This is a genomic window from Cupriavidus sp. L7L (assembly GCF_004353535.1).
In the GTDB taxonomy this organism is placed as follows: domain Bacteria; phylum Pseudomonadota; class Gammaproteobacteria; order Burkholderiales; family Burkholderiaceae; genus Cupriavidus; species Cupriavidus oxalaticus_A.
Genome location: NZ_SMNY01000011.1, coordinates 180,423 through 202,338, shown reverse-complemented (window position 1 = coordinate 202,338; position 21,916 = coordinate 180,423). Strand labels below are relative to the sequence as shown.

At 67.9% G+C, this 21,916-nt stretch carries 20 protein-coding genes; 4 read left to right on the top strand and 16 right to left on the bottom strand.

Annotated elements, in window-relative coordinates; all coding sequences use genetic code 11:
* Positions 1–2 precede the first annotated feature (2 nt).
* From E1J61_RS15340 to E1J61_RS15330, 3 genes are all read right to left on the bottom strand, one after another.
* Complete coding sequence (locus E1J61_RS15340) at positions 3–869, bottom strand: xanthine dehydrogenase family protein subunit M (RefSeq protein WP_133094914.1); 867 nt, start codon at positions 867–869, stop codon at positions 3–5.
* Complete coding sequence (locus E1J61_RS15335; RefSeq protein ID WP_133094913.1) at positions 862–3,171, bottom strand: xanthine dehydrogenase family protein molybdopterin-binding subunit; 2,310 nt, start codon at positions 3,169–3,171, stop codon at positions 862–864. The genes E1J61_RS15340 and E1J61_RS15335 overlap by 8 nt, the downstream gene beginning before the upstream one ends.
* A 62-nt stretch (positions 3,172–3,233) precedes the next feature.
* Positions 3,234–4,223 carry a Bug family tripartite tricarboxylate transporter substrate binding protein gene (locus E1J61_RS15330; protein WP_371704177.1) on the bottom strand — a complete coding sequence of 330 codons (990 nt, stop codon included), beginning with the start codon at positions 4,221–4,223 and terminating at the stop codon, positions 3,234–3,236.
* A gap of 326 nt (positions 4,224–4,549) precedes the next feature.
* Between E1J61_RS15330 and E1J61_RS15325 the strand changes: the two genes are divergently transcribed.
* Positions 4,550–5,065 carry a MarR family winged helix-turn-helix transcriptional regulator gene (locus tag E1J61_RS15325; RefSeq protein ID WP_133094912.1) on the top strand — a complete coding sequence of 172 codons (516 nt, stop codon included), beginning with the start codon at positions 4,550–4,552 and terminating at the stop codon, positions 5,063–5,065.
* An 88-nt stretch (positions 5,066–5,153) separates the two neighbouring features.
* Here E1J61_RS15325 and E1J61_RS15320 read toward each other — a convergent pair whose 3' ends face one another.
* The 13 genes from E1J61_RS15320 to E1J61_RS15260 all read right to left on the bottom strand — a co-directional run bounded on the left by E1J61_RS15320 (position 5,154) and on the right by E1J61_RS15260 (position 18,452).
* Entirely contained in the window at positions 5,154–6,572 is a 1,419-nt protein-coding gene (locus tag E1J61_RS15320; protein ID WP_133094933.1) for an MFS transporter, read from the bottom strand.
* 275 nt (positions 6,573–6,847) lie between these two features.
* Positions 6,848–7,804 (bottom strand): PDR/VanB family oxidoreductase, encoded by a 957-nt coding sequence (locus E1J61_RS15315; protein ID WP_133094911.1) that lies wholly within the window; start codon positions 7,802–7,804, stop codon positions 6,848–6,850.
* 30 nt (positions 7,805–7,834) lie between these two features.
* Entirely contained in the window at positions 7,835–8,809 is a 975-nt protein-coding gene (locus E1J61_RS15310) for a VOC family protein (protein ID WP_133094910.1), read from the bottom strand.
* A gap of 23 nt (positions 8,810–8,832) precedes the next feature.
* On the bottom strand, positions 8,833–10,311 hold the full coding sequence (locus tag E1J61_RS15305; protein WP_133094909.1) for an aldehyde dehydrogenase: 1,479 nt from the start codon (positions 10,309–10,311) through the stop codon (positions 8,833–8,835).
* Between the two features lie 39 nt (positions 10,312–10,350).
* Complete coding sequence (locus E1J61_RS15300) at positions 10,351–11,151, bottom strand: aspartate dehydrogenase (protein ID WP_133094908.1); 801 nt, start codon at positions 11,149–11,151, stop codon at positions 10,351–10,353.
* 13 nt (positions 11,152–11,164) lie between these two features.
* A complete protein-coding gene (locus tag E1J61_RS15295) occupies positions 11,165–12,874 on the bottom strand; it encodes a thiamine pyrophosphate-binding protein (protein WP_133094907.1) in 1,710 nt (569 codons plus the stop codon).
* Positions 12,867–13,670 (bottom strand): SDR family oxidoreductase, encoded by an 804-nt coding sequence (locus E1J61_RS15290; RefSeq protein WP_133094906.1) that lies wholly within the window; start codon positions 13,668–13,670, stop codon positions 12,867–12,869. The genes E1J61_RS15295 and E1J61_RS15290 overlap by 8 nt, the downstream gene beginning before the upstream one ends.
* Before the next feature lie 5 nt (positions 13,671–13,675).
* A complete protein-coding gene (locus E1J61_RS15285) occupies positions 13,676–14,527 on the bottom strand; it encodes an IclR family transcriptional regulator (RefSeq protein ID WP_133094905.1) in 852 nt (283 codons plus the stop codon).
* A gap of 31 nt (positions 14,528–14,558) precedes the next feature.
* Positions 14,559–15,095, bottom strand: a complete 537-nt coding sequence (locus E1J61_RS15280) for a cupin domain-containing protein (protein ID WP_133094904.1) — start codon at positions 15,093–15,095, stop codon at positions 14,559–14,561.
* A 35-nt stretch (positions 15,096–15,130) separates the two neighbouring features.
* Complete coding sequence (locus tag E1J61_RS15275; protein ID WP_133094903.1) at positions 15,131–15,904, bottom strand: SDR family oxidoreductase; 774 nt, start codon at positions 15,902–15,904, stop codon at positions 15,131–15,133.
* Entirely contained in the window at positions 15,897–16,967 is a 1,071-nt protein-coding gene (locus E1J61_RS15270) for an aromatic ring-hydroxylating dioxygenase subunit alpha (RefSeq protein ID WP_133094902.1), read from the bottom strand. Before E1J61_RS15270 ends, E1J61_RS15275 begins: the two co-directional genes overlap by 8 nt.
* Before the next feature lie 34 nt (positions 16,968–17,001).
* Positions 17,002–17,307: a recombinase-like helix-turn-helix domain-containing protein gene (locus E1J61_RS15265; RefSeq protein WP_371704171.1), complete on the bottom strand. Its 306-nt coding sequence runs from the start codon at positions 17,305–17,307 to the stop codon at positions 17,002–17,004.
* A gap of 272 nt (positions 17,308–17,579) precedes the next feature.
* A complete protein-coding gene (locus E1J61_RS15260; protein ID WP_133094900.1) occupies positions 17,580–18,452 on the bottom strand; it encodes an alpha/beta fold hydrolase in 873 nt (290 codons plus the stop codon).
* 579 nt (positions 18,453–19,031) lie between these two features.
* Here E1J61_RS15260 and E1J61_RS15255 point away from each other — a divergent pair.
* The 3 genes from E1J61_RS15255 to E1J61_RS15245 all read left to right on the top strand — a co-directional run bounded on the left by E1J61_RS15255 (position 19,032) and on the right by E1J61_RS15245 (position 21,879).
* On the top strand, positions 19,032–20,126 hold the full coding sequence (locus E1J61_RS15255; protein ID WP_133094899.1) for a porin: 1,095 nt from the start codon (positions 19,032–19,034) through the stop codon (positions 20,124–20,126).
* 118 nt (positions 20,127–20,244) lie between these two features.
* Entirely contained in the window at positions 20,245–21,231 is a 987-nt protein-coding gene (locus E1J61_RS15250) for a tripartite tricarboxylate transporter substrate binding protein (RefSeq protein ID WP_133094898.1), read from the top strand.
* A 156-nt stretch (positions 21,232–21,387) separates the two neighbouring features.
* Positions 21,388–21,879, top strand: coding sequence for a DUF421 domain-containing protein (locus E1J61_RS15245; RefSeq protein ID WP_133094897.1), 492 nt, complete (start codon positions 21,388–21,390; stop codon positions 21,877–21,879).
* Positions 21,880–21,916 lie beyond the last annotated feature (37 nt).

Genomic DNA, 21,916 nt, shown 5'->3' with positions numbered 1-21,916 from the left:
CCTTACTCCGAGGCCACGCCGAACAACTCGGCGATAGTGCGGCGCGCGACCACGCGCACCATCTCGCGGCGGTACGTGTCCGAGCCGCGCATGTCCGAGACCGCATTGATGTCGGTGGCGACGATGGCGGCCGTCTCGGCAGCCAGTTCGGCGGTCACGATCTTGCCGGCGAGCAGCGCTTCGGCGCGGCCCAGCCGCGCCGGGATCGGCGTCGACGCGCCCACTGCGAGCCTTGCTTCCACGCAGAAAGCGCCTTCACGGCGCACCGCCAGCGCCACGCTGGCAAGTGGCCGGTGCTCGGCGGCGGTGCGCAGGAAGCGCGCGTAGCGGCCGTCGGCGCCCGCGCCCGGCGCGGGCACGCGGATCTGCGTGAGCACCTCGTCGGGCGCCAGCGCGGTCACGTAGTAGTCGACCAGGAAATCTTCGATGGGGATCACGCGCTCTCCGCCGCTGCCGCTGACCACGACCTGCGCCCCCAGCGCCAGCAGGCAGCCCGGCGGATCGGTGGCCGGGTCGGCGTAGCAGAGGTTGCCGCCGATGGTGCCCTGGTTGCGCACCTGCGGGTTGGCCACGCGCGCGGCCATGCTGGCCAGCATCGGGTAATGCGCCTGCACCAGCGTCGAACGCGCCACCTCGGCATGCCGCGTCAGCGCGCCGATGCGCAGGCCCTCGCGCGCATCGAAGCTGATGCCGCGCAGCGCTTCCAGCCTGCCCAGCGACACCAGGTGGCCGGGCGTCAGCATGCGCTGCCGCATGCCGAGCATCAGCGCGGTGCCGCCGGCAAAGACGCGGCAGCTGTCGCCAAGGTCGGCCAGCATGCGGCTGGCCTCGGCCACCGACGCCGGCTCCAGGAACTCGAAATCACGCATGGGCGGCCTCCCCGTCCTGCTGCTGCAAGGCGCGCAAACCCGCCAGCACCTTCTCCGGCGTGATCGGCAGCGACTGGATGCGCACGCCCACGGCGTCGAATACGGCATTGGCGATCGCCGCCGCACCAGGCAGGATCGCGGTTTCGCTGGCACCCTTGGCGCCATACGGCCCGTTGGGATCGTTCGATTCAACCACGTCGGTGCGCAGCATCGGCACCGCGTCGGCGGTGGGCATGGTGTAGTCGGCAAGGTTGCCGTTCATCAGGCGGCCTTCCTCGTAGTGCAGGTTTTCGTACAGCGTCCAGCCGATCGCCTGCACCGTGGCGCCATGGGTCTGGCCATGCACCGCAAGCGGGTTGATGGCCTTGCCGCAGTCGTCGGCGACAAAGCTGTCGACCACGGTGACCTGGCCCGTGCAGGTATCGACTTCCACCTCGACCGCATGCGCCGCGAACGAGTGCGACGGCGCGACGTTGCCGTAGTAGTTGTCGTCATGCATCACGGTGGGCGCGTCGTAGGTGGCCCGCACATGGATGCCTTCGCCGCCGTGGCGGAAGATGTGCAGCCGCGCGATCTCGGCCAGCGTGGCGGACTTGTCCGGCTGTCCGGATGCAACGATGCGGCCATCGGCAATCGTCAGGAGCTCGGCCGCGACGCCCAGCTTCTCCGCCGCCAGCGCCAGCAGCTTCTGCCGCGCCTCGCGCGCGGCGCGCAATGCCGCGTTGCCGGCGATGATAGTCACGCGCGACGCCAGCGATCCCAGGCAGAACGGTGCGGTGTCGGTGTCGGGCACCATCACCGACACGTGCGACAGCGGGATGCCCAGCTCCTGCGCGCAGATCTGGCTGAGCATGGTGTTGGCGCCCTGCCCCATGTCGCATTCGCTGGTCTGCAGCATCACGCGGCCGTCTTCGTTGAGCTTGAGCAGGATAGTCGAGCCGTCCCAGTTGCCCAGCGTACGGTTGCCGCTGACATGCATCGCCGCCGCGATGCCGACGCCGCGCCGGCGCGTGCCGGTGCCGCGCGCGGCGAAGTTCAGGGTGGCGCGCTTCTGATCCCATCCGATCGCCTTGCGCGTCATCTCCAGGCACTCGGCCATGCCGGTGCTGCTGATCTTCCAGCCATGCACGCTGGTCGCGCCGGCGGGAATCGCATTGCGCTTGTGCACTTCAATCGGGTCGATGCCGAGCATGCCGGCCAGCACCGTCAGGTGGCAGTTCAGCGGAAACTGCATCTGCTGGCCGCCGAAGCCGCGGAACGCGCCGCGCGGCGGGTTGTTGGTATAGGCCATCACCGCGTGCGAGCGCACGTTGCGCACCTGGTGCATGTTGTCGCTGCGCATGGCGGTGACATGCATCACGTCGCCGGCCAGGCCGGCATACGCGCCGCACTCGGCGGTGATGCGCACGTCCTTGGCCACGATCATGCCGTCCGCGGACAGGCCCATGCGCAACCAGACCGTCATCGGCACGCTGGCGCGCGCGCCCTGGAAGTCCTCCAGCCGGCTGTTGACCAGCCGCACCGGCCGGTCCAGCCTGCTGGCCAGGAACGCACAGATCAGGCTGTTGTTCTCCTCGACGATCTTGGCGCCAAAGCCGCCGCCGGTGGTGGCCTGCACCACGCGGATGGTCGACACCGGCCGGTCCAGCGCCTCGGCCAGCCGCATGCGAGCCAGGAACACCGACTGGGTCGAGGCCCACAGCGTCAGCCGGCCGTTGCCGTCCTGCGCCGCGACCGACGCCATCGGCTCCAGGTAGCCCGGGTACTGCGAATGCATGTCGTAGGTGGCCTCATACACAACGGCGGCGCCGGCGAAGCCCGCTTCCACGTCACCGCGTTCGATCCGCATCTGGTGGCCGATATTGCGCGTGCCGGGGTGCAGCTCAGGCGCGCCTTCGGCCAGCGCCGCTGCCGGCGTCAGCAATGCCGGCAGCGGTTCATACTCGACGCGGATCAGGTCCAGCGCATCGCGCGCCACCTCGTCGCTGACTGCCGCCACGGCCGCCACTTCCTCGCCCACGTGGCGCACCACGCCGCAGGCCAGGATGCGCTGTTCCTTGCGGTGCGGGCCCCAGTTGCGGGTGGGCACGTCGTGTCCCGTTACCACCAGCTTCACGCCGGGCAATGCGCGCGCCGCCGACGTGTCGATGCCGACGATGCGCGCATGCGGGTGCGGGCTGCGCAGCACCTTGGCGTGCAGCATGCCGGGCAGCTTGATGTCGCCGGCATACTGCGCGCGCCCCATGACCTTTTCCCGCGCGGTCACCTGCGGCGTGGACGTTCCCACGATGGCCTTGCTCATGCCGGCCTCCTGCGTGTCGTGCTGCAAATAGCGTGTTGCATGAATCGATGCGCTGGCTGCTCTCACTCCGCGGTGATGCCGAGGTCGCGGATCACCTTGCCCAGGCGCTCGTAGTCGCCCGCATTGACCTTGTCGAGCGCGGCCGGCGCGCCGCCCACCGGGATGGCACCGAACGTGGCCATCTTCTCGGCCACGTCGGGCAGGCGGATCACGTCATTGAGCTGCTGGTTCAGCACCTTGACCACTTCCGGCGGCGTGCCCTTTGGCGCCATCACGCCATGCCAGGCACCGACTACCACGTCCTTGTAGCCAAGCTCGGCCAGCGTCGGCACGTTGGGCAGCAGCGGCGAGCGCTTCGCGTCCGTGATCGCCAGCGGGATCAGCCGGCCAGTGTTGATGTACTGGGCCACCGGACCCAGCGTGACGTAGGCGAAGTTCACATGCCCCGCCACCACGTCGTTGACCGCCGGCGCCACGCCCTTGTACGGCACGTGCTGGATCTTCACGCCGGCGGCGCGGTTCAGCATTTCACCGGCGATGTGCATCGGCGAGCCGGCACCCGGGCTGCCGTAGGTGAAGGTCTTGCCCGCCCTGGCCGCCGCGATCATTTCCGGCAGGGTCTTGACACCAGCGGACGGGTTGGCCACCAGCAGCACCGCCTGCACCGCTGTCTGGATCACCGGCGTGAAACCGTGCAGCGGGTCGTAGCTGGCGGCCGGCGCCAGCTTGAGCACCATCGGCGCGAGCGTGAACGGGTTCGGCGTGTAGAGCAGCGTGTAGCCGTCGGCGGGCGCCCGGCTGACAAAGCTGGCGCCGACCACCCCGCCGGCGCCGGGACGGTTCTCGACGATCACCGGCTGCTTCAGGCGCGCGGACAGCTTGTCGGCATACAGCCGCGCCATGGCGTCGGTATCGCCGCCGGGCGGATAGGCGACGACCATGGTCACGGTCTTTGCCGGATAGGGCGCGGCCACCGCGCTGCCCGCGGCAAGTGCGAGCGCGGCCATGGCAGTGGCGGCGAGAAAATGGCGGCGGGGGCGATCATGTCTCATCAACAGCTCCTGTGGGGGCGCAGTCGCGGCGTTGGAGGTGGGCTGTTGTGCACACCGCGAAAACAGGGTGGGCTTATGGATCACAACACTGCGGTTGTTTTATTGGTAAAACATATGTTCACATCAGGAACGTGACTACTGTAGGTTGCAAATATTGACAACTCAACTTACTGAAAACACCAATTGACTTTTTGTATTCGCTCATTGATTTTTTGCTGGTGGTAATGACGAGACATTGGCACCGGACTCGCTGCGGCCTGTGAGACAATCTGGCCCGCCCACCGGCCCCGACCAACCTGCCGGCAGACCCCAGACAAGAGGACCGCATGCCCCGTGACGCCGCGCCCGCCCAGGGCCAGCCCGCGCCAGAACTGACCGCCAGCCCCTGGACCGATCTCGACGAGGCCGGCAACGGCCTGACTGTCGACAATTTCCTGACCACCATGCTGAGCCAGCTGGTGACCGCGCTGCGCAGCACCGTCACCAAGCCCTACGCCGAGCAGTTCGGCCTGACCGTGCCGGAGTGGCGCATCCTGGCGCTGCTGGCGCATGCGAAAGAACTGCCCTTCTCCGAGCTGGTCACGCAATCGACCTCGGACAAGGCGCTGGTCAGCCGCACGCTGCGGCTGCTGGAAGACCGCGGGCTGGTACGCCTGACTTCGGCCGGCAACACGCCGCGCAAGAAGCTGATCTGCGCCATCACCGAGGCCGGCTCGACGCTGCACGACCAGGTGATGCCGCTGGCACGCAAGGGCCAGGCAGAAGTGATCCGGATGCTGTCGCCGCAGGAAAGGGAGGCGGTTTATCAGGGGCTGCGCAAGCTGCTGCGGGCGCAGGGATAGCGCAGCGCCAGGTCGCACAGCAAAAGAAAAAGGCCGCCCCGGATCCCGGCGCGGCCTTCAAAGATAAACGGGACAGGCACGCGCCCGTTCAGACCTCCAGTTCCTCCAGCACCTGCCCCTTGGTCTCGATGCCGAAGAAGTGAACGGTGACGGCTGCCAGCGCGGGCACCACGGCCAGCGCGAAGAACGCCACGTTGAGGGTGCCGTTGCCGATGGTACCGGCGATCAGCGTCGGCGCGAAGATCGCGGCCAGCTTCAGCCAGGCGCCGCCCAGGCCGCAGCCCATCGCGCGCACGCTGGTCGGGTACAGCTCGGGCGTATAGACATAGGCGGTGATAAAGCCGCTGGCCAAAAAGCCCATCGCCAGCGCGCAGAAGGTCGCCACCACATACACCGACGCGGCGTGGAACACGCCGGCCAGTACCAGCGACAGCGTGCACAGCAGGAACGACACGTTGATCACCGGCTTGCGCCCGACCTTGTCGACGATCATCGCGCACACCAGCGAGCCGACCACGCCCAGCACCGAGGCACCCGCGGCCAGGTTCAGTGCCAATTGCAGCGGCGCGTGGTAGACGGTCTTGTAGACCGTGGGCAGCCAGGTCGACAGGCCATACTGGATAAAGCCGCAGGTTGCCCACAGCATCCACACCGCAATGGTGCGGCCCAGATAGGCCTTGCTGACCAGATCGCGCAGGCGGCGGCGCGGGTGCTGGGTCATGCGATCGTAGGCGCTGGCGTTCTGCGGCGGCGGCAGCGGGCCTTTGGCGCGCACCTCGAACGCGCGCAGCGCCGCGTCGGCTTCTTCCAGGCGGCCCTTCTCGGCGAGCCAGCGCGGCGACTCGGGGATCACGCGCTTCAGGATGAAGAACAGCACCAGTGGCACGCCGCCGATGAAGTACATCACCTCCCAGCCGTAGTGCGGCACCAGCCAGGCGCCGACGCCGTTGGACACCATCAGGCCGATCGGGAACACCACCTCGTACAGCAGCACGAAGCGCCCGCGTCCGTGCGCACGCGTGACTTCGTTGATATAGGTGGCCGCGACTGGCAGCTCGCCGCCAAGGCCCAGGCCCTGCACGATGCGCAGCAGCAGGAAGATCTCGAACGACGGCGCGAAGCCGCAGGCAATGCTCATCAGGCCGATGATGCCCGCGCTCCAGCCGATCGAGCGCAGCCGGCCGAAGCGCTCGGCCAGCCCCGGGAACAGCAGCGCGCCGACCAGCTGCCCGACCGACGGCGCCGCGATCAGGACCCCGATCTGCGCCGGCGTCAGCGACCATTGCGCGATCAGCAGCGGCAGCGTGGCGGCAATGGCGATGACATCGAAGCCGTCGAAGAAGGTGGCCAGGCCGATCAGCAGCCGGGCGCGGATATGCATGGCGTTGCCCGGCATGCGTTCGATGCGGGCGACGATGTTGCCGCGCGTGACCGGGCCGCTGCGGGCAGCCGCAGCGCTTTGGCCGGCGCTGTCGGCCGTGGTCACGATACCTGCGGTGGCGGCCACCGGTGCGCCGGGGGACGCTGCGTCTTGTCTCTGTGTGAACACGGTACTTCTCGGTTTGATTCTTCGGGGGTTGCTCCCCTCTCCCGCTTGCGGGAGAGGGGTTTGGGGAGAGGGCAGGCGCTGCAGGCGGCATACGCCCGGCTTGCCCGGCGGCCTTGGATGAGGAAATCGGGACCTGGCAACGCGCTGGCTGCGGCCAGCGCTGGCCCTCTCCCCCGCCCCTCTCCCGCGCGCGGGAGAGGGGAGAAGACACTCTCGGAACGAGCAATCGCGAATTACAAGTCCAGCACCAGCTTGCTGCCCTTGCACCCGGACACGCATACCATCATGGTCTTGTTGCTGGCGCGCTCGCTGTTGCTCAGCACGCTGTCGCGGTGGTCCGGGCAGCCTTCCAGCACGGCGGTTTCGCACGAGCCGCACACGCCTTCGCGGCAGCTGTACTCGACCTCCACGCCGGAATCGAGCAGCGCATCGAGCAGCGACTTGCCCGACGGCACCTTGACCAGCGAGCCGGTGCGCGACAGCTGCACCACGTATTCGCCTTCCTGCACCGCCTCGGTCGACGGGTCGGCGGCAAAGCGCTCGATATGGACATTGGGGTAGGCATGCGCCTCGCATGCGGCCTCGAACGCATTCAGCATCGGGCCCGGGCCGCAGCAATAGAAATGCGTCTGCGCGTCCTGTCCGCCCAGCATCGCCTTCAGGTCCGGCGGCGCGCCCGCTTCGTCGTCGAAGTGGAAGCGCACCGCATCGCCATAGGCCGACAGCGGTTCGACGAATGCCGCCTCGGCGCGCGAACGGGCGCAGTAGATCAGCGTGAACGACTTGCCCAGCTCCGCCAGCCGGCGCGCCATGCAGACGATCGGCGTGACGCCGATGCCGCCGGCCACCAGCACGGTATGCGCGGCGCTCTCGTCCAGCTCGAAGTTGTTGCGCGGCGCACCCACCGTCAGCGTGGCACCCACGCGCAGCTGCTCATGCACGTAGCGCGAGCCGCCGCGGCTGCCGCGGTCCAGCAGCACGCCCACGGTGTAGCGGTTGCGCGCTTCCGGCGCGCCGCACAGCGAGTAGCTGCGCACCAGGCCATTGCCCAGGTGCAGGTCGATATGGGCGCCCGGGCTGTACTCGGGCAGGGTCTTGCCTTCGGGATCTTGCAGTTCGATGCTGACCACGCCGCGCGCTTCAAAACGCATGGCCTGGACGCGCAGGGTCAGGGACTGGTGGGCACTCATTGCTGCTTCCTTCTGTCGCGCTTCTCTCTCTTACCGCTTCTCGGTCAGGAACTTGCCTGCCGGGCCGCCCGCGTTCTTCTGGCGGCGGGTGTTGCCGTCGATGCCGCCCTCGATCGCCCATTCGGCGAACATGGTCGGGCCCGGCTCGAAGGCGCGCGGCTCCCAGTGCTCGTCGAGCTGGTCTTCATCGGCGTAGTATTCGATCAGGCCGCCGGCCGGGTTCTTGAAGTACCAGAAGTAGGCCGAGGAAATCGGATGCCGGCCCGGGCCGAGCTGCGTGTCCCAGCCCTTGCGCGAGACATGCATGCCGCCGCCGAAGACTTCATGGATGTCGCGCACGGTGAAGGCGACGTGGTTCAGGCCGCTCTTGGGCTCCGGCAACTGCAGCAGGAACAGGTCGTGGTGGCCGCCGTCAGCGGTGCAGCGCAGGAACGCGCCGCGGTCCGGGTAGCGGTCGGACGGCACGAAGCCGAACTTCTCCACATAGAACTGCTCGGTGGCCCTGACGTCCTTCACGAAGAACACCACGTGGCCGACTTCGATCGGCGTGGCGTGGTCGTAGATCGGGCTGCGCTGGTTCAGGCGCGGCTTGTCGTTCCACGTGTTCATCAGCGCGCATTCGACCTGCACGTCATGCTTGCGCGTGACCTGGAAGCGCACGGCCAGGCCGTTCGGGTCGGTGCAGCCGACGCGCAGCGTGGCGCCTTCGCCTTGCTTCACAAAGCCCGGCGCATCGGCGATCGCCTCGGCCAGATGGTCGAGCGATGCCTGCGACTCGACGCCCCACACCACTTCGCGCAGCGTCGGGCCGGCCTCGATCGCGGGCGGCAGCGAAGCATCGTCGATGCGGCGCACCAGCACGCGGCAGCCGTTCAGCGTTTCGAAGTCCAGGCCCTGCGCGTCATCGCGCTTGATGGCCAGGCCCCAGTCCGAGAAAAAGCCACGGCAGGCGTCAAAGTCATCCGCGCCGTAGACGATCTCGTCGATTCCCAATACCTTGATCATTGCTTCTCTCCTGCCTGCCGGGCTCAGTGGCTGGCCCACGGCAGCGGTTGTTCGTTCAGGCCCCAGTACACGCTCTTCTGCTCCATGTACTGCAGGATGCCCAGCCGTCCCTTCTCGCGGCCCAGGCCGCTGTCGCGCCAGCCGCCGAACGGCGTCGCGATCGAGAACTGCTTGTAGGTGTTGATCCACACATTGCCCGCCTGCACCGCACGGGCCACGCGCCAGGCGCGCTTGTAGTCGCGCGTCCAGATGCCGGCGGCCAGCGCGTAGACGCTGTCGTTGGCCTGTCCGATCAGGTCGTCCTCGTCGTCGAACGGGATCGCCACCAGCACCGGCCCGAAAATCTCTTCCTGGCAGATGCGGGCGTTGTTATCCAGGCCTTCGATGATGGTGGGCGTGTAGAAGTAGCCGTTGGGCAGGCCGGCCACGTCGGGACGCACGCCACCGGTGCGCAGCTGGCCGCCTTCGTGCACGCCGGTCGCGACGTAGGACTCGATGCTGTCGCGGTGGCGGTCGGTGATCAGCGGGCCCATCTGGGTACGTTCATCCGCGGGATCGCCAACGCGCAGGTGCGAAGCGGCGGCCGCCAGGCGGTCGATGAACGGCTCATACTGCGAACGCGCGACGAACAGGCGCGAGCCGGCGATGCACGACTCGCCCGACGAGCTGAAAATGCCGTACAGCACGCCGTTGACCGCGTGGTCGAGGTCGGCGTCGTCGAACACCATGGTCGGCGACTTGCCGCCCAGCTCCAGCGACACCGGCATCATCTTGTCGGCGGCGATATGCGCGATGTGCTTGCCGGTGGTAGTGCCGCCGGTGAACGACACGCGCCGCACCAGCGGATGCTTGGTGATGGCATCACCGATCACCGAGCCCTTGCCCGGCAGCACGCTGATCAGGCCCTTGGGCACGCCGGCTTCTTCGCAAATGCGCGCCAGTTCCAGTGCCATCAGCGGCGTGACTTCGGCCGGCTTGACCACCACGGCATTGCCGGCGGCGAGCGCGGGGGCCATCTTCTGCGCCTCGCTGGCGATCGGCGAGTTCCACGGCGTGATCGCCGCGACCACGCCCATCGGCTCGTAGACGCTCATGGTCAGGCAGTCGCCGCGCTGCGGCGTGATGGTTTCTTCCAGCGTTTCGCAGGCGGCGGCAAAGAACTGGAAGGTGCCGGCTGCGCTGGCGACCAGGGCGCGCGTTTCGCTGATGGGCTTGCCGTTGTCCAGGCGCTGCCGTTGTGCCAGCGGCTCGGCTTGTGCGCGGATCAGTTCGGCCACGCGGTACAGCACAGCGGCACGCTCGTGCGGCTTGCGCTGGGCCCAGCCGCTGGTAAGGAAGGCATGGTGCGCGCCCTGCACGGCTTCTTCCACGTCAGCCGGGCTGGCGGCATTCAGTTCTGCGACGACCTCGCCGGTCGCCGGATAGCGCGTGCCGTAGCGGTCGCCCGTGCCGAGGCGCCATTCGCCGGCGATGCAGATGGGGAGGACTTCTTGTGGGTTCATGTCGTTGCCTGCTAAGTCTGTGGGGCGTGGCTGCCGGAACTAGATCGATACCGCATGCGCGCGGTTGCCCAGCGCCCGCACCACGCTGAACACCGTCAGCGCCGACGTCTTCGGATTCGCCGCCAGCGGCTTGCCCCGCATCGTCAGCTCGAACGCGCCAAACGCCCCGCGCGCTTCCACGTGATGCACGTTCTCCACCGCATGCGGATCGGCCAGCAGCTTCACCGCAGTGCGATCCAGCCCGAGGCCGGCCAGCGACACCGTGGCGGCGACGTTGGCGTTCTTCGGGTACAGGCGCGCGGCGTCGCGCGCCGTGCCTTCGAAGATCACCGTCGCCTCGGTCAGCGCATCCAGGTCGAACAGCTTCTCGGCCGGGGTGCCAGCCCAGGCGCGCGCCGGCTTGCGGCCGGTGTAGATCACTTCATCCAGCCCGCCGACGCGCGCCGCGGCCAGCGCGTCGATGGCGCCGATGGCACCGGACAGCAGCTGCACCTGCGTGCCGCCGCGGCGTGCCGCCGCTTCCAGCCGCTCGGCCATGCCGGGCTCGGACAGCGCGCCCACCGACACCACCATGCACGGGATGCCGCGCTCCAGCGCCGGCACGATGTGCTCTTCCAGCGCATGGTGGCCGGCGCACTCGACCAGCAGGTCGGGGCGCTGGTCGTCCAGGTGCGTGGCCACGCGGGCGCTGGGCGCCAGCGCGGACAGCGCGCCGCGGGCCTCGTCCATCGCGCTCTCGGGCACGATCACCACGTCGAAGGCGACGTCAGGATCGCTCTTGAGCAGCTCAAGCACGCCCCGGCCGATCGCACCGCACCCAATCATGGACACATGCAGCATTTTTCTGCTCTCCTCAGGCGCTGACGGTGGCCTGTTCCGAAGCCGGGGTTTCCTTGTTCACCGGCGGGCCGGCGAACACGGTCTTGAAGCTGCCGATCGACAGCATGTCGATTTCCAGCAGGAACGGACCGGGCTCCACCGTGGCCTGCTCCAGCGCGGCGCCGACTTCGGCCAGGCTGCTGACGCGCGCATGGCGCAGCGACAGCGACCTGGCCAGCGCGGCGTAGTCGGGCGTATGCAGGTCGACGTAGTGGCGGCGGCCGCCGTACTGCGCGTCCTGGATGTTCTTGATCACGCCGTAGCCCTTGTCGTTCATCAGCACGATGACCATGTCGGCACGTTCCTGCACGGCAGTCGCCAGCTCACCCAGGTTCAGGATGAAGCCGCCGTCGCCGGCCAGCGTGAAGGTCTTCTTGCCCGACGCGGTGGCCGCCGCGCCGATCGCGGCGCCGATGCCCATGGCCAGGCCCTGGCCAATGCCGCCGCCCAGCGCATGCACGCCGGCGCGCGAGTCGAAGATGCGCAGTTCGCGATTGCCCCAGGTGCTGTTCGACACGGTCACGTCGCGCACCCAGTTGAAGTTGCGGCCGACTGCGCCTTGCAGCGCCTGCACCAGTGCCGAGTACGGGCCCAGGCCATCGACCAGGCCGTTGACGGCGACGTCATGCGCGCGGCGCAGGTCGGCGGCGAAGGCCGGATCGACCTTCATGCGCTTTTCGAGCCGATCCGCGAGCGCATCCAGCGCCAGCGCGGCATCGCCGCTGACAAAGTAATCGCTCTGGTAGCAGCGGCCTTCGGCGGCGGGATCGGCGTCGATGCGCAGCAGCGGGCGCGGCAGCTTCAGTTCGTACTTCAGCGTTTCATTGCCGCGCAGGCGCGAGCCCACCACCAGCATCGCGTCGCAGGTCTGGTAAAAGGCCTCGACCGGCTTGTGCAGGTTGTAGGCGCCCAGCGAGCGCGGATCGTCTTCCGCCACGATGCCGCGGCCTTGCGTGCTGGTGACCACGCCGAAGCCCAGGCCCAGCAGGCGCTGCACCTGCTTGCTGGCGTGGCGGGCACCGCCGCCCAGCCACAGCAGCGGGCGCTTGGCATTCACCAGGCGCTCGGCCAGCGCGTCCAGCGCGTGCGCCGACGGCACATGCTTAGGCACCGGCAGCGGCTGCAGGTCGGCCGGCAGGTCGATCAGCGCGGCCTGTATGTCGATGGGGATCTCCACGCTGACCGGGCCGGTCGGCGCCGTCAGCGCGGTCTGCACCGCCAGCTTGATGGTGCTGATCGCGGTGTCGGCGCTGCGGATGCGGAAGGCGGCCTTCGACACGGCCTTCAGCATGGTGAGCTGGTCCGGCGCTTCGTGGATGTAGGCCAGGCTCTGGTCCAGGTACGGCGTCTCGATCTGGCCGGTGATATGCAGCATCGGCGTGCCGGCGGTCAGCGCTTCGACCATGGCGCCGGCGGCGTTGCCCGCGGCGGTGCCGGTGCTGGTCAGGCACACGCCCAGGCCGCCGGTGGTGCGGGCGTAGGCGTCGGCCATGTTGGTGCCGCCCGCTTCGCCGCGTGCCGGCACGAAGCGGATGTGGCCGCGCTCGCCCATGGCGTCGAGGATCGGCATGTTGTGGATCGAGATCACGCCGAACGCGGCCTTGACCCCGCACTGCTCGAGAAACGCCGTGATGGCGCAGCCGACGGTGACCTGCTGTTGTTCGTACTGGTGTTGATTAGGCATGACGGGAGTGTCCTCCGGAGATATCGATATGGCTGCCCGTGGTGTACGAAGACAACGGCGAGGCAAGGAACAGGATGGCGCGGGCTGCCTCGACGGGCAGGCCCAGGCGGCCAAGGGGAATATGCTTCTGCTGGGCCAGGCGCGCGGTCCACGCGGCCCAGTCCAGGTGGCGGTCTGCTTCGGGACGCGCCTCGAAGCGGCGGCGCCACTGGCCCGATTCGACCAGCCCGATCAGGATGCCGTTGACGCGGACACCCTTGGGCGCGAACTCGGTGGCCATCGAGCGCACCAGGTTCATCACCCCGGCGCGCGCGGCGGAGGTCGCCACCATGTGCGGCTCGGGCTGTTGCGCCAGCAGCGAGTTGACGCAGACGATCGCGCCCTGGCCCGACTTCTCCAGCTGCGGCAGGAAGGCGCGCGTCGGGTGGATCACCGAGAAGAACTTGAGCTGCAGTTCGTCCATCCAGGCCGCGTCTTCGGTATTGGCGAAGGTGGACACGCGGCCCTGGCCGGCGTTGTTGACCAGCATGTCGACATTGCCGAGCTTCTGCTGCACGTCGGCCGCGAAGGCGGCGACCTGTTCCGGCTTGAGCACGTCGCAGGTGGCGGCATGGAGCCGGCACCCGGGGAATTTCTCGCGCAGCTGCGCTTCGGCGCTGCGCAGGCGGGCTTCGTCGCGGCCGCACATGGCGACGGCGGCGCCCGCTTCGAGCAGCAGTTCGACGGTCGCCAGCCCGATGCCGGAGGACCCGCCGGTAACGACGGCAACCTTGCCGCCGAGTTCAATCATGGACATTGTCCTCACTCCCGATACAGATTCACGACCTTGCCGGCGCTGTGCAGCGACAGCCGGTAGTCAAGCAGGCGCGACAGCTCGCCCGCTGTGCTCCTCACCTTCTCCACCATCGCGTCCAGCTGTTCCGGATCGATATGCGCAGCGGGGATGGTGGCGCCCAGCGCCGCCACCACCTTGCCGGTGCGGTCGCGCACCGGCGCGGCAATGGTCGAGATGCTCGATTCGAAAAAGCCTTCCTGCAGCACGTAGCCACGCTCGCGGTCGCGCTGGACGATGGCAAAGAGCGCATCGACCGTGCGCGGCGTGCTGTCGGAGAACACTTCCAGCTGCGCCTCCGGATACAGCGCGTGCAGTTCCGCCAGCGGCAGGTCTTCCAGCAGCACCCGGCCAAGCACCGTGGCATGCGCGGGCAGCCGCGTGCCGACGTTGACCGAGCTGGCGAAGGGCCGCGGCGACACCGCCTTGGCCACGTAGACGATCGAACGCCCGTCGCGCACCACCAGGTTGGTCGGATAGCCGATCTCGTCGCGCAGCCGCTCCAGCAGCGGGCGGCCCAGTTCGGTCAGCTCCAGCGACGCCAGGTACTCGAACCCCAGCCGCAGCACCGCCATGCCCAGCCGGAAATCGCGGCCGCCATCGGCGCGCTCGACAAAACCCAGCATTTCCAGCGTGGCCAGCAGGCGGAACACGGTGGAACGCGGCACCTTCAGGCGGCGCGCCAGTTCGGCGGCCGACATGGTGCGGTCCTTGCTGCTGAACTCGCCGAGCAGGCGCAGACCGCGCTCCAGGCCCGGGACGATGTACTTGTCCGGGGTTTCGTTGGCGGCTGGCGTCGTCGGGATGGCGTTGGTGCTCATGGTCAGTGCGTGCGGACAGGCCGATGGCGCATCAGCGCTTGATCTTCGCGAGCGGGTGCTCGGGCGGGTAGGTCGGCGTGACCGGCTTCTTGGCGCCGAGCATCACGCACATCAGCGCGTCTTCCTCGCCGATATTGATTTCCTCGCGATACACGCCCGGCGGCACCGAGACCAGGTCGCGGTCGGTCAGGACGGTCTCGAAGCGCTCGCCATCCTTTTCCAGGATCAGCTTGATCTTGCCGCGCAGGACGAAGAACACCTCTTCCACGTCGGTGTGGATATGCGACGGGCCTTCATGGCCGGCCGGGATGATCATGGTGGAGAAGGTGAAGTGCTCCGACGGCACGGTGTTGGTGTCCGCGGCCACGCCGGTGCCGCCGGTGCCCAGGTAGCGCATCTGCGCGCGGCGGTACTTGGGGTCGTAGTCGGCCTGGAACTTCAGCGCGTCCCAGTCGTACTTGCGCGTGGAGAAGCGCGCCACGCGGCTTTCCATCCACTGGTCGAACGAGGCGCCGTCCGGCTGGTCCCAGGAACGCTTGATGTTTTGCTGTTGGGAAAGATCGCTCATTTGGATTCCTTCGGTTTTCTTCAGTGGATTTCGGATCAATGCATGACAAAGCCGCCGTTGACCGCCAGCGTCTGGCCGGTCACGAAACGGGCAAGGTCGGACAGTGCGAACAGCACCGCGCCGCAGACATCGTCGGGCAGCTGCTCGCGCGAGATCGCGCGTTGCTCGCGGTACAGGTCGTGCCGGTGCTGGGGCACGTACTCGGTGGCTTCCACCAGCGTCAGGCCCGGGGCCACCGCGTTGACAGTGATCTGGTCGCGGCCCAGCTCGCGCGCCAGCGAACGGGTCATGCCGATGATGGCGCTCTTGCTGGCCACATAGGCGAGCAGGTTGGGCGCGCCCCACAGCGGCGTGTCCGAGGCCAGGTTGACCACCGCGCCACGGCCGCTGGCGCGCAGCGCCGGCAGGCAGGCGGAAGTCATCAGCCAGGTGCCGCGCACGTTGACATTCATCACGCGGTCCCAGGTGGCGATGTCGATGGCGCTGGCATCGCGGCCGCCCGAGTCGGTCACGGCGGCGTTGTTGACCAGCCCGTCGAGGCCGCCCAGTGCCTTCACCGCGGCATCGGCGCAAGCCTGCACCGAGGCGGGGTCCGACAGGTCCAGCGGGACCGGCACCACCTTCAGGCCGCGGGCGCGCAGCGCGTCGGCTTCCTGCTGCAGGCGTTCGGCCAGGATGTCGGCCATGGCCACGCTGGCGCCGGCTTCCGCCAGCGACTTCGCGAAGGCCAGCCCGAGGCCGCGTGCGGCGCCGGTGACCAGCACCTTGCGGCCGGCCAGCAGAGCGTTGTTGGTGATGGCCTCAGGCATGGCTGGCGGCTCCGGCGGCTTGCGTGGGCTTGAGCATCGCCACCGGCTCGTCGGCGATTTCCTGGTCGGCGCGGCGCTTCAGCAGACGGCGCACGCGCGTGATGCCGGCGTCGTGCTGGTACAGCATCTCGTGGTCGCGCGCGTTGGGGGCCATCATTTCCAGCACCACGCGGTCCTGCTCGAGCACGTCCCAGTGCAGCTGCTCCAGGCGGTTGCGATACAGGAAGCGCCACACGTCGCGCTCCCAGCCCTGCACGTGGCGGGTGCGCCAGAAGAACACCATGCAGTGGTCTTCATCCACCGGCGTGGCCATGCCGACGATGCCGAACGGGCCGCCGGGGCCGACCTTGGCGCGGTACGGGATCGCCAGGCGCAGCCACAGCGTGCCGGTCTCGCCGAACTCCACCCAGTCGAAGTTGACGCCGCGCTGGCCGGTCTTCTCGAACACCAGGCCGTGCTCGGTCTCGCGGATCTGCATCACGGCGGACTTCTCGCCGGATGCCATCGAGTGCGACACCGCGTGCAGGTAGGCGCCGTGCATCGGGTCCATCACGTTGTCGATGGCGTAGCGGTAATTGCAGTCCCAGTGCGCCACGCACAGGAAGTTGCTGTGTTCTTCGCTGACCAGTTCTTCCGGCAGGCGCAGCTCGTCGGGGCTGCCTTCGCCCTGCGGGGCCTGGTCGCCGAACCACAGGAAGATCGCGCCGGCCTTTTCCTGCACCGGGTAGCTGCGCACGCAGGTGCGGCCTTCCAGCGGGCAGCTTTCCACCGCCGGCACGCTCTTGACCTGGCCGTCGCCGCCGACTTCCACGCCGTGGTACCAGCAGGCGACGCGGTCGCCCAGGTTCCAGCCCATCGACAGGCGCGCGCCGCGGTGCGGGCAGCGGTCTTCCAGCGCGTGGACCTGGCCGGCGCCGTCGCGCCACAGCACGATGTTCTGGCTCAGGCGGGTGATGCCGATCGGGGCATGGCTCACCGCCCACGAGGCGGCGACCGGGTACCAGTAGTTGCGCAGGCCGGTGTTCAGGCGGGCTTCGGCGCGGGCTTGCTTGTTCGATTCCATCTTGTTCTCGCTAGGGACGCGGTTCTGGCGTGGTTCAGGCGCCCAGGCGGCGCATTTCGGAGAGGAAGCGCTCTTCGGTCCATGGCTGGCCGTCGACGCCCAGGAAGCCGGCGGCGTTGAACGCGCGCACGATGTCCTGCGGGTTCTGCGCGCCGCCTTCGAAGGCGGCCTCAAGCGCGTCGCCCAGCGCGTTCTCGTAGGCGCTCGGCGCGGTGGCGCGGGTCTGCCAGACAATGTTGGCAACCTTGCCGGGTTGTTCGATATGGCCCTTGCCTGCGACGTTGTTCGGCGCCGGACGCTCCCAGGGCACCAGGTTCGGGTTGTACGAGAGGCTTTCCATTGCGCTTTGCTCCATGTCTTGCAGCTTGGGGGACCGTGTTCCGACGCCGCCCGGGCGCGACCTGCTTTTGCGCCCGTCGTGTTTTACTAATGAAACACTGGTTTAGATATTGAACACAGGTACGACTATAGACAACACAACCGTAAAAATTGACTGGGGTAAACCCGCGAAGCCGGGGCCAGGCGGCGCAGTCGGCGCATGACAGGCGCGCCAGCTGAGTGGTGCCGCGCAGTTGGCGGCGCCGGAAAGGGTAAGGCGTTGCCTTGGGGCAGTTAGGGCAGCGCCGAGCGGATCAGGCGCGCCGTAGCGGCGGCCTGCTCGATATAGCAGGCATGGCCGGCGTCGGGGATCAGCGCAATCGGCAGGTCAAAGCGTTCGGCCAGCGTGCCGCAGGCCAGCGGCGTGGTCACCACGTCGTGGCTGCCGCAGGCAATGCGCGTGGGCAGTGACGCCGGACGGCGCGACAGATAACGGTCGATATCGTCGCCGCACAGCATCGCCACCGCCTGGCGATAGCCGTCCGGGTTGAGCCGCTGCATATTCCACTGCACCCACGCCTGCGCGCCGGCATCGGCCAGCTCGCTCAGCAGCCGGGCCGGCCCGCGTTGCGCCAGCCCTTCAACGCCAAGCGTATCCAGCGCCGCCAGCCGCTGCTGGGCCACCTGCTGCGCCTGCGCCTCCTTGCCCGCCGCGCCATAGCCCTGCGCCACGCTCAGCAGCAACAGCCGCGCCGGCAGGTTGCGCGCGTTCGCGACATAGGCCGCGGCCATCAGCGCACCCAGCGAATGGCCGACGATCAGCGCCGGCTGCATGCCCAGCGTCTGCAGCAAGCCATCGAGCCGCAGCGCGTAGTCCGATGCCAGCGGGCGCGCCTGCGCCAGCGGCGTCGAGTTGCCATAACCCGGCGCGTCCCAGGCGATCACACGCGCCTGCGCCGCCAGCAGGCTGGCGCAAGGCAGCCACGAGGCCGCGCCGGAGCTGATGCCGTGCAGCAGCACGATGGCGGGCCCGCTGGTCCCGCCGCTGCGGTAGGTCACCTGCGCACCGCGGTCGACCGTCACCACGCGTTCCGCAAACCCGCTGCTCAGGGCCTCCAGTAGCTGCCGATCCGGCTGTGGAGGAATGGGGGGCTGATTTTGTTCCATATATAAAACTTAGGTTTGCGAATAAAACTTTTGAAGCATAGGCGTGCGCCTCGGGAAACGGGATGAGGGTAAACGATAGGCCTATCTGACACGGAAACGTCAACGCGCCGGCCTGGTGCACGCGCCGGTTTGCAGGGTGCGGCAGGCCTTGGCCCATGGCATCCGGCGCAGCGCCTTTGCCGGTGCGGCAAGACGCCTGGGCGACCGGGCCGCCGGTGGCGCGCGCCGCGCAGTGCCGATGCACCGCCCGTGCGCACGCCCGGCCCTGCGCGGGTGCAGCCAGCGGCTGTCCGGCGCGTCGTCGCCTTGCCGCACTAGGGATAACCCTCCTCACAGCTTTTGGAAACTCGCGGCTATATTTTGCTCAACGTTTCTTATGTTGTTTGATGTTCCATATATAAAACACAAAAGCGGCTATGGCAGCATTTTTGCTAGACACTGCGGCTTTTGACAGCCTGCGGGATCCACAAGAGGAGAACACCCTGCCAATAACAAGCCTGCCCTGAAACCCGGGCGCCATCGCAGCGGCCCGGACCACAAAGACGATTACAAGACGGAAAAACGGAAGGAAACTGGTAGATGAAACTTGCACGAACCGCCGCGGCGCTGCTCGCGGCTTCCCCCCTGCTGGCCTCGGCCCAATCGTCGGTGACGCTGTACGGCGTCATCGATAGCGGTGTCGAGTACGTGAGCAATGTCGGCGCCAGCGGCGACAGCCTGGTGCGCATGCCCAACAACACCGCCACGGTGCCGTCGCGCTGGGGCATCCGCGGCACGGAAGACCTCGGCGGCGGGCTGAAGGGCCTGTTCGTGCTGGAATCGGGCTTTTCGCCGGACACGGGCAACGCCAACCAGGGCGGCCGCCTGTTCGGGCGCCAGGCGCTGGTCGGCCTGAGCAACCAGTATGGCCAGCTGTCGTTCGGCCGCCAGTACACGATGCTGTTCTGGGCCATCCTCGACAGCGATATCCTCGGGCCGAACGTGTACGGCTCGGGCTCGCTCGACAACTACCTGCCCAACACGCGCGCCGACAACGCGGTCGCATACAAGGCCAACTTCAACGGCTTCGTGGTCGGTGCCACCTACAGCTTCGGCCGCGACGCGGTCAACGCCGGCCCCAGCCCGGCCGGCACCAACTGCGCCGGCGAGAACCCGGCCGACAAGAAGGCCTGCCGCGAGTGGTCGGCCATGATCGGCTATGACAGCAAGACCTGGGGCCTGATCGCAGCCTACGATTCGCAGCGCGGCGGCCCCGGCGCCTTCGGCGGCCTGACCAACAGCAACCTGACCGACGACCGCCTGTCGCTGGGCGGCTACATGCTGCTGAAGAACACCAAGCTTGGCGCCGGCTGGATCCGCCGCGACAACGAAGGCAGCCCGACGCCGATCAGCGACCTGTACTACGCCGGCGTCTCCTACGACATCACTCCGGCGGTCAACCTGGCCGGCCAGGTCTACTTCCTGAACTACCACGGCAGCGACAACGAGGCCATGCTCTACGCGCTGCGTGCGACATACAGTTTCAGCAAGCGCACCTCGGTCTACGCCACCGCGGGCTATATCAATAACGACGGCCAGCTCGCCATGTCGGTGAGCGGTGGTTCGCCCGGCTCCAACCCCCGCCCCGGCGCGAACCAGTGGGGCTCGATGCTGGGCATCAAGCACATCTTCTGAGTCGGCCGAGTTGGCCACCATGCCCCGGCGCTGCGCGCCGGGCTTCACCAGCCGCTTCACCAGCCATGTTGGCCCCCGGCCCCCGCCGGGCGCCAAGTCTTACCGAGGTCTGAACATCATGAAGTCTGCACGCCGCAAAGTCCTGGCCACGCTGGCCGCCGCCACCACCGTGCTTTGCACCGGCGCCGCCCTGGCCCAGGGCGCGTACCCGAACAAACCCATCACCATCGTCGTTGCGTATCCGGCCGGCGGCGATGTCGACGTCCTGGCCCGCATGTTCGCGGAAAAGCTGGCACCGCGTCTGAAGCAGTCGGTGGTGGTCGAAAACCGCACCGGCGCCGCCGGCACGATCGGCAGCGCCTATGTCGCGCGCGCCAACCCGGACGGCTACACGCTGCTGCTGGCGCCCAACACGGTCGCCATCGCTCCGCTGGTGCTGAAGGCCGGCACCGGCGCCAGCTACGACGTGCAGCATGACTTCACGCCGATCTCGCAGATCGGCACGCAGTCCCTGTTCGTGGTGGTCAACAAGGGCACCGGCATCACCAAGGTCAGCGACCTGGTGGCACGCGCCAAGTCGGGCAAGGTGGAAACCTATGCCACGCCGGGCAACGGCTCGCCGATGCACATCATGGGCGAACTGTTCAACAAGTCCGCCGGCATCAAGATCAGCCAGGTGCCGTATCGCGGCCTGGCGCCCGCCATTGTCGACGTGATCGGCGGGCAGGTGCCGGTGACCTACGTCACCTACGGCGCGGTGGCGCAGTACGTGGGCAACGGCAGCCTGGTGCCGCTGGCGGTGGCGGACCTGAAGCGCTCGCCGTTCGCGCCCAACGTGCCGACGCTGGCGGAGCTGGGCTACAAGGATGTCGAGATCGGCGCCTGGCAGGCGCTGCTGGGTCCGAAGAACATGCCCGCCGACGTGGTGCGAACGCTCAATACGCACGTCAACGACATCCTGAAGATGCCCGACGTGGTGTCGCGCATGGCCACCATCGCGGTCACGCCGGCGGGCGGCGAGCCGGCCGCGCTGTCGAAGCTGATCGCCGCGGATACCACGCGCTATACGAAGATCGTGAAGGAGTTCGGCATCCAGGCCGACTGATCCTCGCACCGGCGGCTTCCTGCGGAAGCAGGAGCCCACCCGGCTGCGCGACGGCAATCCGTACGCAGCCGCTGCAAGAATTACCGTCAGCGCGGCGGCGTGGCGTGCACAAGCGCCATCGCTGCAAAGTGGTCCGGAAGTTGCTGTGTTTCGGGCATGGACTTCTCGTTCGACTGGCGCGAAGCGCTCTTCTTCACCGTCTCGCCACTCGAGATCGTCGTTCGCGGCACGGTGATGTACTGGGCGCTGTTCCTGCTGTTCCGTTTCGTCGTGCGGCGCGACATCGGCTCGATGGGCATTGCCGACCTGCTTCTGGTCGTGATCGTTGCCGACGCGGCGCAGAACGGCATGGCCGGCAAGGGTGAAGGCGTTGCCGACGCCATGCTGCTGGTCGTCACGCTGATTGCGTGGAACCGGTTGATCGACCTGTTGGCCTACCACTTCCCCACGTTCCAGCGCTTTGCCGAAGCGAAGAAAATCCTGCTCGTGCGCGACGGCACCAGGCTGCAAGAAAACATGCGGCGCGAATCGATCACCGACGACGAGCTGGAAGCCAAATATCGCGAGCAGGGGGTAGAAAAGCTCGAGGAGATCAAGGCGCTGTACCTGGAGGCGGATGGCAAGGTCAGCGTGATCAAGAAGAAGTAGATGCTCCCCGCCCCGCTCGCGGGACAGGGAGCCAGGC